This is a genomic window from Stenotrophomonas sp. PE591, from assembly GCF_018320795.1.
Lineage (GTDB): Bacteria > Pseudomonadota > Gammaproteobacteria > Xanthomonadales > Xanthomonadaceae > Stenotrophomonas > Stenotrophomonas maltophilia.
In genome coordinates this window covers 24,413-37,163 of the sequence record NZ_JAAOKO010000010.1, presented here as the reverse complement: position 1 = coordinate 37,163, position 12,751 = coordinate 24,413, and the positions used below count along the sequence as shown (strand labels likewise).

General features: G+C 67.9%; 14 protein-coding genes. 6 read left to right on the top strand and 8 right to left on the bottom strand.

Translation table 11 applies throughout. The annotated features are described in order from the left end of the window. Entirely contained in the window at nucleotides 1-432 is a 432-nt protein-coding gene (arfB, locus tag JLDANKMP_RS18925) for an alternative ribosome rescue aminoacyl-tRNA hydrolase ArfB (RefSeq protein ID WP_005407644.1), read from the bottom strand. A 133-nt stretch (nucleotides 433-565) separates the two neighbouring features. Between arfB and JLDANKMP_RS18920 the strand changes: the two genes are divergently transcribed. After that, nucleotides 566-1,093 carry a DUF2059 domain-containing protein gene (locus tag JLDANKMP_RS18920; RefSeq protein WP_005407643.1) on the top strand — a complete coding sequence of 176 codons (528 nt, stop codon included), beginning with the start codon at nucleotides 566-568 and terminating at the stop codon, nucleotides 1,091-1,093. 76 nt (nucleotides 1,094-1,169) lie between these two features. Here JLDANKMP_RS18920 and JLDANKMP_RS18915 read toward each other — a convergent pair whose 3' ends face one another. Both JLDANKMP_RS18915 and JLDANKMP_RS18910 read right to left on the bottom strand, forming a co-directional pair. Beyond that, nucleotides 1,170-1,910 (bottom strand): pseudouridine synthase, encoded by a 741-nt coding sequence (locus tag JLDANKMP_RS18915; protein WP_049460987.1) that lies wholly within the window; start codon nucleotides 1,908-1,910, stop codon nucleotides 1,170-1,172. A 155-nt stretch (nucleotides 1,911-2,065) separates the two neighbouring features. Further along, nucleotides 2,066-2,653, bottom strand: coding sequence for an O-methyltransferase (locus tag JLDANKMP_RS18910; protein ID WP_099474635.1), 588 nt, complete (start codon nucleotides 2,651-2,653; stop codon nucleotides 2,066-2,068). Nucleotides 2,654-2,818: 165 nt separating this feature from the next. On the opposite strand from JLDANKMP_RS18910, the gene JLDANKMP_RS18905 reads away from it, so the two are divergent. Genes JLDANKMP_RS18905 through JLDANKMP_RS18890 form a run of 4 tightly spaced genes read left to right on the top strand, consistent with a single transcriptional unit; the run spans nucleotide 2,819 to nucleotide 5,951 of the window. Beyond that, a complete protein-coding gene (locus JLDANKMP_RS18905) occupies nucleotides 2,819-3,430 on the top strand; it encodes a PIG-L deacetylase family protein (protein ID WP_111150283.1) in 612 nt (203 codons plus the stop codon). Further along, the gene (locus tag JLDANKMP_RS18900; RefSeq protein WP_043035696.1) at nucleotides 3,430-4,569 is read left to right on the top strand and encodes a glycosyltransferase family 2 protein; all 1,140 of its coding nucleotides are present in this window, start codon (nucleotides 3,430-3,432) and stop codon (nucleotides 4,567-4,569) included. The genes JLDANKMP_RS18905 and JLDANKMP_RS18900 overlap by 1 nt, the downstream gene beginning before the upstream one ends. After that, the gene (locus JLDANKMP_RS18895) at nucleotides 4,556-5,161 is read left to right on the top strand and encodes an acetyltransferase (protein ID WP_087802879.1); all 606 of its coding nucleotides are present in this window, start codon (nucleotides 4,556-4,558) and stop codon (nucleotides 5,159-5,161) included. Before JLDANKMP_RS18900 ends, JLDANKMP_RS18895 begins: the two co-directional genes overlap by 14 nt. 4 nt (nucleotides 5,162-5,165) lie before the next feature. Further along, nucleotides 5,166-5,951, top strand: a complete 786-nt coding sequence (locus JLDANKMP_RS18890) for a YaiO family outer membrane beta-barrel protein (protein ID WP_114618792.1) — start codon at nucleotides 5,166-5,168, stop codon at nucleotides 5,949-5,951. A 52-nt stretch (nucleotides 5,952-6,003) separates the two neighbouring features. Here the strand turns inward: JLDANKMP_RS18890 and ubiB are convergent, their stop codons facing one another. Together ubiB and JLDANKMP_RS18880 are read right to left on the bottom strand one after the other, a co-directional pair. Then, nucleotides 6,004-7,659, bottom strand: coding sequence for a ubiquinone biosynthesis regulatory protein kinase UbiB (gene ubiB / locus JLDANKMP_RS18885; RefSeq protein ID WP_062606350.1), 1,656 nt, complete (start codon nucleotides 7,657-7,659; stop codon nucleotides 6,004-6,006). Next, the gene (locus tag JLDANKMP_RS18880) at nucleotides 7,656-8,291 is read right to left on the bottom strand and encodes an SCP2 sterol-binding domain-containing protein (protein ID WP_005411902.1); all 636 of its coding nucleotides are present in this window, start codon (nucleotides 8,289-8,291) and stop codon (nucleotides 7,656-7,658) included. The genes ubiB and JLDANKMP_RS18880 overlap by 4 nt, the downstream gene beginning before the upstream one ends. Nucleotides 8,292-8,674: 383 nt before the next feature. Here JLDANKMP_RS18880 and ddlA point away from each other — a divergent pair, with 383 nt between their 5' ends. After that, nucleotides 8,675-9,769, top strand: coding sequence for a D-alanine--D-alanine ligase (gene ddlA / locus JLDANKMP_RS18875; protein WP_212561841.1), 1,095 nt, complete (start codon nucleotides 8,675-8,677; stop codon nucleotides 9,767-9,769). Nucleotides 9,770-9,845: 76 nt separating this feature from the next. On the opposite strand, the gene JLDANKMP_RS18870 is transcribed toward ddlA, so the two are convergent. The 3 genes from JLDANKMP_RS18870 to oleC form a co-directional block, all read right to left on the bottom strand. Continuing rightward, complete coding sequence (locus tag JLDANKMP_RS18870) at nucleotides 9,846-10,001, bottom strand: DUF1328 domain-containing protein (protein WP_005407633.1); 156 nt, start codon at nucleotides 9,999-10,001, stop codon at nucleotides 9,846-9,848. A gap of 81 nt (nucleotides 10,002-10,082) precedes the next feature. Continuing rightward, on the bottom strand, nucleotides 10,083-11,075 hold the full coding sequence (gene oleD, locus JLDANKMP_RS18865; RefSeq protein ID WP_005407632.1) for a 2-alkyl-3-oxoalkanoate reductase: 993 nt from the start codon (nucleotides 11,073-11,075) through the stop codon (nucleotides 10,083-10,085). Further along, complete coding sequence (oleC, locus tag JLDANKMP_RS18860; RefSeq protein WP_212561840.1) at nucleotides 11,072-12,730, bottom strand: olefin beta-lactone synthetase; 1,659 nt, start codon at nucleotides 12,728-12,730, stop codon at nucleotides 11,072-11,074. The genes oleD and oleC overlap by 4 nt, the downstream gene beginning before the upstream one ends. Between the last annotated feature and the right edge of the window lie 21 nt (nucleotides 12,731-12,751).

Sequence of the window (12,751 nt, the reverse complement as noted above, 5' to 3'; positions counted from 1 at the left end):
TCACTCCCAGTCACGTGATGAGCGCCCGCGCTTGATCTGCGCGCGCCCGCGTTTGGCGTCCAGACGACGCAGTTTCGACCCGAGGGTCGGCTTGGTGGCCTTGCGCGGTTTGGGCACGCTCAGCCCGGCCTGGATGAAGGCCGCCAGCCGCTCGCGCGCATCCTCGCGATTGCGATCCTGGGTGCGGAAACGTTGCGCGTCGATGACCAGCACGCCTTCGCCGGTCATGCGCCGGTCACGCCGCGCCAGCAGGCGCGTGCGCAACGGTTCGGGCAACGAGGGCGAGTTGGCCACGTCGAAACGCAGTTCCACCGCAGTGGAGACCTTGTTGACGTTCTGGCCACCGGCACCGCTGGCACGCACGAACCGCTCGACGATCTCGCCGTCGGGGATTTCAAGCTGCGCGTTGATGGTGACCGGTCCACTGCCCATCCGCGCATTGTAGCGGCAGCCACGTGTCGGAGTGCGCATCGCGCGCCGTATGCCGCCGATCAGGTACCGAACACGCCGCCTTCGCCTTGGCTGCGGGTATGCTGGCCGTCCCATGTACCGCAGGAAGCTTCGCATGACCCGCTCCGCACCCGCCCTGCCCTCCCTGCTGCGCCGCGCCGCCCTGCTGCTGGCGCTGGCCGTGGCCAGTGTCCCCGCCCTGGCCGCGCCGCCGACCGATGGCGACATCAACCGTCTGCTGTCCGCGTCACGTGCGCAGAGCATGATCGACACCATGCTGCCGCAGATCGAGGCGATGCAGCAGCAGCAGTTCCAGCAGGTGGCCGCACAGCGCCAGCTCAATGCCCAGCAGCAGGAGCAGCTGAAGCGGATCCAGGCACGGACCAGCCAGACCCTGCGCCAGGCACTGTCCTGGCAGCAGCTGCGGCCGATGTACGTGGACCTGTACAAGAAGACTTTCAGCAAGGAAGACGTGCTGGCGATGGCCGAGTTCTACGAGAGCGCGGCCGGCCAGAGCCTGCTGGACAAGACCCCGGCCCTGATGCAGAACGTGATGGTGGCGATCCAGGCGCGCATGCAGCCGCTGTTCGCGGACCTGCAGAAGGACCTGGAAGCGATCGTCAACGAGCCGGAAAAGAAGTGAGGTCGTGCCGGCCGCTGGCCGGCAACCTCGTACGGTTGGGATCAGGCAGATGCCGGCCAGCGGCCGGCACTACCGTCTATAGGTCCACCTGCCAGCCAAACAGGTCCAGCGCCTTCTGGAACTCACGATCCAGCGGCGCACGCACATCCACCGTGCCACCGTCCGGATGCGGGAACCGCAGGCGCTCGGCGTGCAGCAGCATGCGGTGCACGCCCTGCATGCGGAAGATGCGGTTGTGGCGGCCATCACCGTGGCTGGTGTCGCCGATCATGTGATGCGACAGGTGCTTGAGGTGCCGGCGGATCTGCCGGAAGCGCCCGGTCTGTGGCTGGCAGCGCAGCAACGCATAACGCGAGCGGGTGAACTCGCCGACCGGCACCGACAACTCGCCGGTGGCCAGGCGCTGGAAGTCGGTGACCGCCGGCTTTTTCACCGGTTTGCCCGGGCCGCCGTCCAGATCATGATCGACCTGCCAGGCGAGTTCGGCCGGCCAGCCCCGGCAGACGGTCAGGTAGTCCTTCAGCACCTCGCCACCCATCAGCGCCTTGCCCAGCGCACTGGCGGTCTCGCGGTCAAAGGCCAGCAGCAGGCAGCCACTGGTGGCCCGGTCCAGGCGATGCACGAGGAAGATCGGGCGGCCCAGCTGCTCGCGCAGGCGGTCGGCCAGGAAGTCGTCTTCGCCACGGGCCAGCTTGCTGTCGTGGACCATCAGCCCGGCAGGCTTGTTGACCACAGCCAGGCGCTCATCCAGGTGCAGCAGCTGCAGGGGCGCGGTTTCAGTCTCGACCGCGGCGAGGGTGTCAGGTTCGGTGCTCACGGCGGGATTATCGAGGCTGGGCACTGAATGCGGTAGAGCCGGCCGCTGGCCGGCTGCCTGCGGATCGTCTGGCTGCTGGGCTTGCCGGCCAGCGGCCGGCACTACCAGATCAGGCGCGGCCGGCACTACCGGATCAGGCGCGGGCAGCACGGCGGTCAGGCGTTGCGTACGGCCAGCAGCTCGCCGTTGCCCACCGGCACCAGGCTGGTGCTGAAGTCCGGATCAGCGCCCAGCAGCACGCACAGCGGCTCCATCTCTTCCGCGTGCGAGGTGGCGTTGTCCACCACCAGCAGGCCACCCGGACGCAGCACGCGGCGCAGCTGCGGCCACCAGCCGGCGTATTGCCCGCGGTCCGAATCGAGGAACAGCAGGTCAATGCTGGCATCGGCGGCCTCTGCCAGCCACGGCCCGGCATCGTCGTGGACCAGCGTGATGCGATCGGCCAGGCCACTGCGCGCGAAGGTGTCACGCGCCATCGCCGCCTTGTCCTCGGCGTATTCCAGCGTAGTCACGTGGCCGTCGATGGCGGCGGCGGCCTCGGCCAGCCACAGCGTCGAATAGCCGTTGGAGGTGCCGATCTCCAGTACGCGGCGCGCAGTGCCGAAGCGCACCAGCACCGCGAGGAATTCGCCCGTATCTGGCGTGATGTTGAGCATGCGGCGGCCGCGTTCGACTTCACGGGCGTCGTTTTCGGCACCGAAGTGGGCCAGTTCGTTCTTCAGTTCCGACAGTTCCAGGGCCATTTTCCGCTGAGCTCGCCATGACGCAGCGTCCATTCTTACCCGAATCCCGGAATTTCGTATGAATCCTAGAGCCGCTGCATTTTCACGCTGAGATAGTTCCCGCCTCCTTCGCGCGGGGACAGCATGCCTGGCCGCCGCGCACCCGGCTTCCGCTAGGACACGGCCATGACATTGAACATTCTGGCAATCGGTGCCCATCCAGATGACATCGAACTCGGTTGCGGTGGCAGCCTGGCAAAGCTCGCCCGCGCCGGCTCACGCATCCATGCACTGGTACTCAGCCGTGGCGGCCGGGGCTGCCACGCCGGCATCGACCGCAGCGATGAATCGCATCGCGCCCTGCGCCGGCTCGGGGTGGCCGAGGTGATCCAGCAGGATTTCCCGGACACACGATTCCCCACCTGCCGCAACGACATCATTGCGTCGATCGAACAGGTCTGCACGCTGATCGAACCAGACCGCATCTACACGATGTGTGGTGAGGATCATCACCAGGACCATCGCACCGTTCACGAAGCGTCGATCATCGCCTGCCGCCACATTCCGCAGATCCTCTGTTATGAGAGCCCCAGCACCCTGCCGCAGTTCGCGCCGCAGGTGTTCGAGGACATCAGCGCACAGCTGGAGCTGAAGATCCACGCGCTGCGCGAGCATGCCAGCCAGGGCGATCGCCACTACATGCAGGAAAGCCACCTCCGCTGCCATGCGCAGTTCCGTGGCCAGCAGATCGGCATCGGTCCCAGCGAGGGCTTCCTGCCCTACCGTCTGGTGCTTTGATGAAGACGCTGTTGTTCCTGGCCATGTGCGCTTTCATCCTGGTACGAATCTGCGTGCAGGCCTCGCGCCGGCCCAGCACCCGCCTGTACAGCATCGACGCGATCGTGCCGGCCTACAACGAAGCCCCATGCCTGGAGCGCTCGCTGGCCAGCCTGCTGGAAAACCCGTACGTGGCGCGGGTGATCTGTGTCAACGATGGTTCCACCGACAACACGGCTCAGGTGCTTGATGCGCTGCAGGCGCGCTGGCCCGGGCGCCTGGTGGCCGTGCACCAGGCCAACACCGGCAAGGGGGGGGCGCTGATGCACGGGCTGCAGCACGCAACCGCCGAGCAGGTGTTCCTGACCGATGCAGATACCCATATCGATCCGCGCAGCCATGGCCTGGGTTATCTGCTGGCCGAGATCGAGCGCGGCGCCGATGCGGTTGGCGGGGTCCCCTCGTCCAGCCTGCAGGGCGCCGGCTTCCTCCCCCATGTGCGCGCCAGCCTGAAACTGCCGATGATCGTGATCAAGCGCAGCTTCCAGCAATGGCTGGGCGGCGCACCGTTCATCGTTTCCGGCTCGTGTGGCCTGTTCCGTACTTCGGTGCTGCGCAAGGTCGGATTTTCCGATCGCACCCGCGTGGAAGACCTCGACATGTCCTGGTCGCTGGTTGCGCAGGGCTATCGGGTTCGCCAGAGCATCCGCTGCGTGGTCTACCCGCAGGAATGCAACACGCTGGTGGAGGAATGGCGGCGCTGGCGACGCTGGATCGTCGGCTATGCGGTATGCATGCGCCTGCATCGCCACCTGCTGCTGACACGCTTCGGCATTTTCAGCATCCTGCCGATGATGCTGCTCGCCCTGGCCGGCATCATGCTGTCGCTGCAGGTATGGTTCGGCGCGGCCCGGCTGCACGGACCGGGTGGCCTTGCCCTGTCGGTGATGCCGCTGTTCTGGACCGGCATCGTCATGCTGCTGGCAGTGATCAGTGCCATCCACCACCGACGTGCGTGGCTGGTGCCGGCGGCGGCCTTCTCGATGCTGTATGTACTGCTCGCCTATGCGATCTGGCTGTTTCATGGCCTGGCGGGGCTGTTCACCGGCCGCGAACCCGTGCGCGACAAGCCGACGAGGTACCCGCATGTGGTGGAATGACCTCGCCGCGATGGCCGAGGCACTGTCGACACTTGCGCCCCACACTGATCCCGACGCGGGGGTCTCGCCACGGGCCACCTTGCAGGGCGCCGTTCGGATCGGTGCCGGCAGTCGCATCTGCGACGGCGCCCATGTCCAGGGTCCGGTGTCGATCGGCCGCGACTGCCTGATCGGCAACAACGCACTGCTGCGCGGCCCGCTGTGCATCGGTGACGGCACGCGTATCGGCTTTGCCAGCGAACTGAAGAACGCACGGTTGGGCAACCAGGTCAGCATCGGCCCGCAGTGCTTCATCGCCGACAGCCGCATCGATGACCGGGTCTATCTCGGCGCCCTGGTGCGTACCAGCAACCATCGCCTGGATGGGGCAACGGTCACCGTCCACATCGGCGACACCGTCATCGACAGCCAGCGCGACAAGCTCGGCGCCTGGATCGGCGAAGGTGCCGCGCTGGGCGTCGGCGTGATCATCCTGCCCGGCCGCATCGTCGCGCCGGGAAGCCAGTTCGGGCCGCGCATCACCGTGGAACGAAACCTGCCGCCCGGCCGCTACCGGCTGCTGCAGTCATTGCATTCCCAACCCCTGGAGTAACCCCATGCGATTGATCATCCGTGGCGCACTGCCATGCGCCCTGCTGCTGGCTGTCTGCAGCGCCCACGCCGGCGTCGACCGTGTCACGGTGCAGCTGGACCATGCCGACTACAGCGATGGCTTCGGCAAGCGCGACGTACAGACCGTGGACGTGGCCGGACGCAGTGGCGGCAGCCGCTGGCACCTGGGGTTGGCCCATGGCGAGCGTGACTACGGCAGCAGGCGATTCAGCGGCAACCGCATGCAGGGCTCGCTGCACCATCGCTGGAGCCCGCGCCTGTCCACCCGCACCGCTGTCACGGCATCCAACGATGATCCGGTGTTCGTCAACCGCCAGGTCAACCAGGACATCCAGTGGAAAGTGACACCGCAGACCGTACTGAGCGTGGGCGGCAAATACGCCCAGTACCATGCCGGCGCCCATGTGAGCGGCTGGTCGGTGGGTGCCTCGCATTACTTCCCGCGCGTGACTGCCTCACTGCGCCACGAGCGGCACCGCCAGTCCAATGGACCGGATGGGCATGGCACCACACTGTCGCTGCGGCTGAAGGATGGGCAAGGCCGTGGTTCGACCCAGCTGTGGCTGGGCAGCGGCACGTCCGGCTATACCGCCGAGTCCGATCCGCTGCTGCTGCGCGAGCACGATGCACGGCGTGCCTTCCTGCGCCGCAGCCAGCCATTGGGTGAGCATCTGGTGCTGGACGTGGGTATCGGCAAGACCTGGCACAAGACGCGCCTGGACAGCTTCCAGAGTGTGCAGTCGCACCTGGGCCTGGGCTACCACTGGTGAGCCTGTAATTGATCGGCGGCGTACCGTGCCGCCGATCTTCAATCTGCCGGGGTCAGCGCCACCACGCGCGCGCCAGCGCCACCACGCCGACCGCACCGGACAGCCAGCTCCACGCCGGCACGTCGCCCCAGTACCAGCCCGGCGGCTGCAGCACATACATCAGTGCAGCGATGGCGAGCAGGCCCACACCGGTGATCGCGCCCACGGCGCGCTTCTGCAGGCGCTGCAGGCTGGCGTCGAGCGCGACCAGATCGCGCGAACGCATCGCCAGTTCGTGGCGGCCTTCCACCTGCTGGGTCAGCCAGGCGTGCACCAGCCGCGGCATGTCCGGCGCATGGGTCATGATTTCCGGCAGGCGCTTGCCCAGCTCGCGCACCACCCGGCGCGGGCTGTAGCGCTCGCGCAGGATCTTCGCCAGCACCGGCTTGGCCACCGCCCAGATGTCGATCTGCGGGTCCAGCTGGCGGCCGACGCCCTCGATGTTCAGCAGGGTCTTCTGCAGCAGGATCAGCTGCGGCTGCAGCGTCAGCTGGTAGCGCTGCGCCACCCGGAACAGCTTCATCAGCACTTCGGCCAGCGAGATCTGCGACAGCGGACGGGTGAAGTACGGCTCGCACACTGAACGCACGGCCGCTTCCAGATCGTCGATGCGTACGTGGTCGGGCATCCAGCGTGCCTGCACGTGCAGTTCGGCGATGCGGCGGTAATCGCGGTTGAAGATGGCCATGAAGTTCTCGGCCAGGTAGTACTGATCTTCCTGCGACAGCTGGCCCATGATGCCGAAGTCCAGCGCGATGAAGCGCGGATTGGCACGGCGCGCCGGATCGGTGTCGACCCAGATGTTGCCGGCGTGCGCGTCGGCGTGGAAGAAGTTGTCGCGGAACACCTGGGTATAGAACACCCGCACGCCCTTGGCGGCCAGCGCCTTGCGGTCGATGCCGGCCTTGTCCAGTGCAGCGATGTCATCGGACGGAATGCCCCAAACGCGCTCCAGGGTTAGCGCGCGCTCGGCGGTATGGCTCCAGATCACTTCCGGCACGTACAGGTCGTCGCTGTTTTCCCAGAAGCGGCGCAGCACGCTGGCATTGGCGCCTTCGCGCTGCAGGTCCAGCTCGGCGGCCAGGGTGTTCTCGACCTCGGCCACCACTTCGCGCGGCCGGATCTTGTCGGCGCGCGGGTGGGTGCGCTCGACCAGCGCGGCCAGCGAATTGAGCAGGGCGATGTCGGCGTCGATCTGCTTCTCGATGCCCGGGCGAAGTACCTTGACCACCACCTGGCGACCATCAGCCAGCGTGGCCGCGTGCACCTGCGCGATCGAGGCCGAAGCCAGCGGCTCGGTGTCGAAGCTGGCGAAGGCCTCGCTGACCGGCAGGCCGAGCGCGTCCTCGACGATGCGGCGCGCGGTCTCGCCATCGAACGGCTTGACCCGGTCCTGCAGCAGGGTCAGTTCGTTGGCCACGTCCGGCGGCACCAGGTCGCGGCGGGTGGACAGGATCTGGCCGAACTTGACGAAGATCGGGCCGAGGTCCTGCAGCGCCAGGCGCAGGCGCGCACCGCGCGACTGCGAGGCGATGCTGGCCGAGGCGCGCGGCACGAACGGCTTGGCCAGGCGCAGCCAGCGCTCGGCCGACGTGCCCTGCAGCAGGTCGTCGAGGCGGTAACGCAGGATCACCCGGCCAATGCGGCTGGCCCGCAGCACGGCCTTCATGCGGCACCCCGCAGGCGCTGCACGCGTGCACCAAGGCGCTCCACGTCATCGCGCAGCACATCCACGTCGTCGTGGAAGGCATCCAGCTCGGCGCGCGGCACCACATCGCGCGACTCCTCGGTGATGAACTCAGCGGCGCTGTGGGCCAGATCGATCGCCCCCTGGCGCGCGTGCTGCAGGGCGCTGCGCAGGGTGTTGGCGACCTGCACGCCCAGTACTTCGCCGAATACGCTGACGAAAGGCTGCTGCCAGTCCGGATCGAAGCCCTTGGCCAGCTGCTGCAGGCGGCGCGCCAGCTCGGCATCGCCGGCCACGCGCACACGGCCCTTGCCGTTGTTGTCGCCGCGTCGTGCGTTGGCCAGCAGTGGCAGCTGCGCCAGCACGCCGGCCAGGCTGCTGCGCACGGCCAGGTCGGCTTCCTGCGCATCCACCGGGCCGACCCGCAGCTGGTCGCCGTCGACGCTGATGCGCATGGCCAGCGACGGCGCTTCCAGGGTCAGGTCGATATGCCGGCCGTCGAGGCTGGCCAATGCATGGCGGGTATCCGGATCCAGCGCCAGCGCGCGGTTCAGGGCGATCTGCAGGGCGCGGCCAGCGACCGGCTTGAGGGACTTGAGCAGGGAGAGAGCCATGTGCGCATTCTACCTGCGTGGGTGGGGGGCTTGGGCCGGGCTGCCGCCCGGCACCCGCAGACGCAACGGCAACGGCAACGGCAACGGCAACGGCCAAAGCAACAGCGGGCATTCCGTGGGTTGGCGGGATGGGTCCGGTTGCGGGGGACGCCGTAGACCCGTCCGTGGGGGCTTGGCCGCGGCATCCATGCCGCGGACACCCCCGCAACCGGACCCATCCCGCCTTCGACAGATTCCCGCGCTGTTGGTGGGTGTCGACCTTGGTCGACACGGTAGATCCACGCCATGCATGGATGGATTTCTGGTTCATCTGTGCCTCACGCGGTGGGCCGATGAAGGTTCATGCTATGGGGCCACGCAACGCACAGGACATCGCACTCCCCATGGCACGGACCCGGGTTGGCATCATTTTCGGGGGCAAGTCTTCCGAGCACGAAGTTTCGCTGCAGTCGGCGAAGAACATCCTCGATGCGCTTGATCGCGAGCGCTTCGAGCCGGTGCTGGTCGGCATCGACAAGCAGGGCCAGTGGCATCTGAGCCAGCCGGATACCTTCCTGATCAATGCCGATGATCCGTCGCGCATCGCGCTGCATCGCTCGGGCCAGTCGCTGGCGGTGCGCCCGGGCGCCGAGCAGGCGCAGCTGCAGCCGTCCGATACGGCCAGTGCGCTGGGCCAGATCGATGTGGTGCTTCCGATCGTGCACGGGCCACTGGGCGAGGACGGTGCGCTGCAGGGCCTGCTGCGCATGGCGAACCTGCCCTTCGTCGGTTCGCCGGTACTGGGCTCGGCGGTGGCGATGGACAAGGACGTGACCAAGCGCCTGCTGCGCGACGCGGGGCTGCAGGTGGCGCCGTGGCTGTGCATCCGTCGCCATCAGGCCGCGGAGGTCGATGCCGATGCGGTGATCGCCCAGCTCGGCCTGCCGCTGTTCGTGAAGCCGGCGAACCAGGGTTCGTCGGTGGGTGTAAGCAAGGTCAAGGATGCGGCGGGCTTTGCCGAGGCACTGGCATTGGCGCTGCGCTACGACCACAAGGTGCTGGTGGAATCGGCGGTGGTCGGCCGCGAGATCGAATGCGCGGTGCTGGGCAACGAGCACCCGCAGGCCAGCGTATGCGGCGAGGTGGTGGTGCACGACGAGTTCTACGCCTACGACACCAAGTACATCAATGCCAATGGCGCTGACGTGGTGGTGCCGGCCGACATCGACGCCGCCACCCAGGCGCGCATCCAGCAGATCGCGCGGCAGGCCTACCAGGCGCTGGAGTGTGCGGGCATGGCGCGCGTGGATGTGTTCCTCACCGCAGACGGCGAGATCGTCATCAACGAGGTCAACACGCTGCCGGGCTTCACCCGCATCAGCATGTACCCGAAGTTGTGGGGCGCCAGCGGTGTCGACTACACCGCGCTGCTCACGCGCCTGATCGAACTGGCGCTGGAACGCCATGAGGCCGATCGCGGGCTGCAGAGCGCTGTGTAACGTGGTGACCGCCCGCAGAGTCGAGCATGGCTCGACTCTGCGGAAAGCGATGCCGGCCAGCGGCCGGCACTACCGGCTAGCCTCGCTTGCGGAACATCGAGATCACCGCAAGGATCAGGAACACCACGAACAGGATCCAGGCGATGTTCGTTGCGGCGCCGGCGATACCGGAGAAACCCAGAACGGCGGCGATGATGGCGATGACAAAGAAAATGATGGCGTAATGCAGCATGGCGCTCCTCGCGGGTGGTCGAGCCTTGGATGGCGTGGGTCCATCCTCCCGATCCTGCGGTGTGCAACCAGTGACGGCGATCTATGCAGCAGATGAAGCCTTCAGCCTGCGCAGCCCTTCTTCGATGCTGACCTGCGGCACATAGCCGAAGTCTCGGCGGGCGGGCTCCATGCTGTACCAGTGCGGCGTGCACAGCTGCTCGGCCAGGAACCGGGTCAACGGCGGTTCGCCGCGCAGGCGCAGCAGCGGCCACAGCCGCTCGCAGATGGCGCCGATACGGTACGCGGTCTTGAAGCTGATCGCCTTGTCCACGGTCGGTGCACCCACCGCCTGCAGCAGCTTGTTGACCAGCTCGCGCATCGGCAGCGGTTCGCCGTTGGAAATGAAGTAGGCCTTGCCTGCACATGCGGCACCGGGCGCCAGTGCCTCGAAGGCGAGGAAGTGGGCAAGCGCGGCGTTGTCGATGTAGGTGGTATCGACCTTGTTGCTGCCATCGCCCACCAGGCGCAGGCGGCCCTGTCGTGCACGTTCGGCCAGGCGCGGTACCAGCTGCTGGTCGCCAGGGCCCCAGATCAGGCGCGGACGCAGCGCCACCGTCGCCAGCGAGGCGTCATTGGCTGCCAGCACGCGCTGTTCGGCAATCGCCTTGGTGGCCGCATAGGGCGCCTGGAAATCTTCGCCGTACGGCACCTCGTCGGCGCCGAGGCCTTCCACCGGGTGGGTGGCCCGGTGCGTCACGCTGGGCGTGGAGGTGTAGACCAGCCGGCCGATACCGTGCGCACGGCAGGCGGCGATGACGTTGTCGGTGCCGACCACATTGGCCTGGTGGTAGCTGTCATAGCTGCCCCACGCACCGGCCTTGGCACCGTTGTGGAATACCGCATCGACGCCGGCCACCGCATGCAGGACCGCCTGCGGGTCGGCCAGGTCGCCACGGATCTGGCCCACGCCCATCACCTGCAGCTCCGGGTAATGGCTGCGGTTGAACGCCAGTACCTGGTGGCCACGTTCGACCAGCCCGCGGCACAGCGCCTGGCCAAGGAACCCACCACCACCGGTGACCAGGATCTTCATGCGCGCTTCTCCAGTTCGGCGCTGGCCCAGACGGCGAGCTTCTCGCGGCCGATCTTGGCGTTGTGACGGATATCGACGGGGAACGCCGGATGCACCAGGAAGTGCTGCAGGCCGGCCTCAGGCGTGCGCGCTGCGGCATGCGCGCGCAGCGCTTCCTGCAGCGCCGGGCTGTCGGACTGGCCGCGCAGCAGTTCCACGCACAGCACCGGCACCTGCGCACCGGCGGCGCCGACACCGACCAGCGCGGTGCGCGCCACGCCTGCGACGGTGTTGAACACCGGCTCGACCTGTTCGGTGTACAGCGGTCCACGCGCGGTTTCCACGCGCTGCGTCTTGCGCCCGCAGAACCACAGGCGACCCTGCGCATCGAAGTAACCGACGTCGCCCATGCGATGCACCACGCGGGTGCTGCCATCGGCCAGCGTCTCGCGGATCTTCGCTGCAGCCGTGGCCTGCGGGCGGTTGAAGTAGCTGTCGGTGGCGGTCGGGCCAGCCACCGTGATTTCTCCCACTTCGCCAACCGCCAGCACGCGCGCCTGCGACCAGTCGGCCAGCGGCGCGTCATCGATGGCGATGATGCGCACTTCGTTCGGCGCCACCACGCTGCCCACGCAGGTGCCGGCGCCGGCCTCGGTGGCGGCGCGCGTGCGTTCCAGCTCGCGGCCTTCGACCACCGCCACCGGCAGGCACTCGGTGGCGCCATACGGCGTCCAGAACTGCGCGTCGGCCGGCAGCAGGCTGCGGATGGTGGCGACCACGTCCGGCGGCACCGGCGCACCCGCCGAGGTCACCCGGGTCACCGTCGGCAGCGGCCGGCCATGCTTCGCCAGCACCCGCATCAGCGCCGGCGAGCCGAACAGCTGGGTCACGCCGAAGCGCTGGATGGCGTCGTGCAGGCGCGCCGGGTCGGCCTGCGCCGGTCGGGTCGGGTCCATGTCCGGGATGACCGAGGTCAGGCCCAGCGCCGGGTCGAACAGGGCAAACGGGGGGAAGGTCGGCAGGTCCACCCCGCCCGCTTCCATGCCGAAGGCGCTGCCCAGCAGCTGGATCTGGCCGACGAAGTGGCGGTGGCGGTAGACCACGCCCTTGGGCACGCCGGTGGAGCCGCTGGTGAACAGGATCGCGGCCATGTCCTCGCCGTCGGTGGCGGCCAGCATCGGCCCACCCTCGGCGCCGGCGCGCTCCAGCGCGGCCAGCGTGGTCCCGCCCCAGCCGAGGCGGCGGCCCACGGTCACCAGGCGCGCCGCCGAGGGTGCCCAGCGCAGCACCAGCCGCGCCACATGCGCCAGCGGAATGCCGATGAAGGCCTCCGGCTGCGCCTCGTCCAGGCACTGCTTCAGCGCGCGCCTGTCGATGCCCGGGTCGACCAGCACCGGCACCGCGCCCAGCTTGAACAGGGCAAACATCAGCAGGAAGAACTCCGGCGACGGCCGCACCATCACCACCGTGCGCACTCCACGGCCGATCCCGTAGCCGGCCAAGCCGGCCGCCATGGCGTCGCTGCGGGCGTCCAGCTGGCGGTAATCCACGGTCACGTCGTAGGCGGCCATGCCGTTGCCGGCGCCACGGCGGCCAGGGCAGCGGATGGCGATCTGATCAGGCCGTTCACGCGCCAGTTCAGGCAAGCGGGCGGCAATATTGCAGGGTCGGTTCATCCGTTCATTGTCGCCGCTTAC

Bases quoted from the DNA above. Each gene is read 5' to 3' on its own strand.
- arfB (WP_005407644.1), bottom strand. From the start codon at position 432: ATGGGCAGTGGACCGGTCACCATCAACGCGCAGCTTGAAATCCCCGAC.
- JLDANKMP_RS18920 (WP_005407643.1), top strand. From the start codon at position 566: ATGACCCGCTCCGCACCCGCCCTGCCCTCCCTGCTGCGCCGCGCCGCC.
- JLDANKMP_RS18910 (WP_099474635.1), bottom strand. From the start codon at position 2,653: ATGGCCCTGGAACTGTCGGAACTGAAGAACGAACTGGCCCACTTCGGT.
- JLDANKMP_RS18905 (WP_111150283.1), top strand. From the start codon at position 2,819: ATGACATTGAACATTCTGGCAATCGGTGCCCATCCAGATGACATCGAA.
- JLDANKMP_RS18900 (WP_043035696.1), top strand. From the start codon at position 3,430: ATGAAGACGCTGTTGTTCCTGGCCATGTGCGCTTTCATCCTGGTACGA.
- JLDANKMP_RS18895 (WP_087802879.1), top strand. From the start codon at position 4,556: ATGTGGTGGAATGACCTCGCCGCGATGGCCGAGGCACTGTCGACACTT.
- JLDANKMP_RS18890 (WP_114618792.1), top strand. From the start codon at position 5,166: ATGCGATTGATCATCCGTGGCGCACTGCCATGCGCCCTGCTGCTGGCT.
- ubiB (WP_062606350.1), bottom strand. From the start codon at position 7,659: ATGAAGGCCGTGCTGCGGGCCAGCCGCATTGGCCGGGTGATCCTGCGT.
- JLDANKMP_RS18880 (WP_005411902.1), bottom strand. From the start codon at position 8,291: ATGGCTCTCTCCCTGCTCAAGTCCCTCAAGCCGGTCGCTGGCCGCGCC.
- ddlA (WP_212561841.1), top strand. From the start codon at position 8,675: ATGGCACGGACCCGGGTTGGCATCATTTTCGGGGGCAAGTCTTCCGAG.
- JLDANKMP_RS18870 (WP_005407633.1), bottom strand. From the start codon at position 10,001: ATGCTGCATTACGCCATCATTTTCTTTGTCATCGCCATCATCGCCGCC.
- oleD (WP_005407632.1), bottom strand. From the start codon at position 11,075: ATGAAGATCCTGGTCACCGGTGGTGGTGGGTTCCTTGGCCAGGCGCTG.
- oleC (WP_212561840.1), bottom strand. From the start codon at position 12,730: ATGAACCGACCCTGCAATATTGCCGCCCGCTTGCCTGAACTGGCGCGT.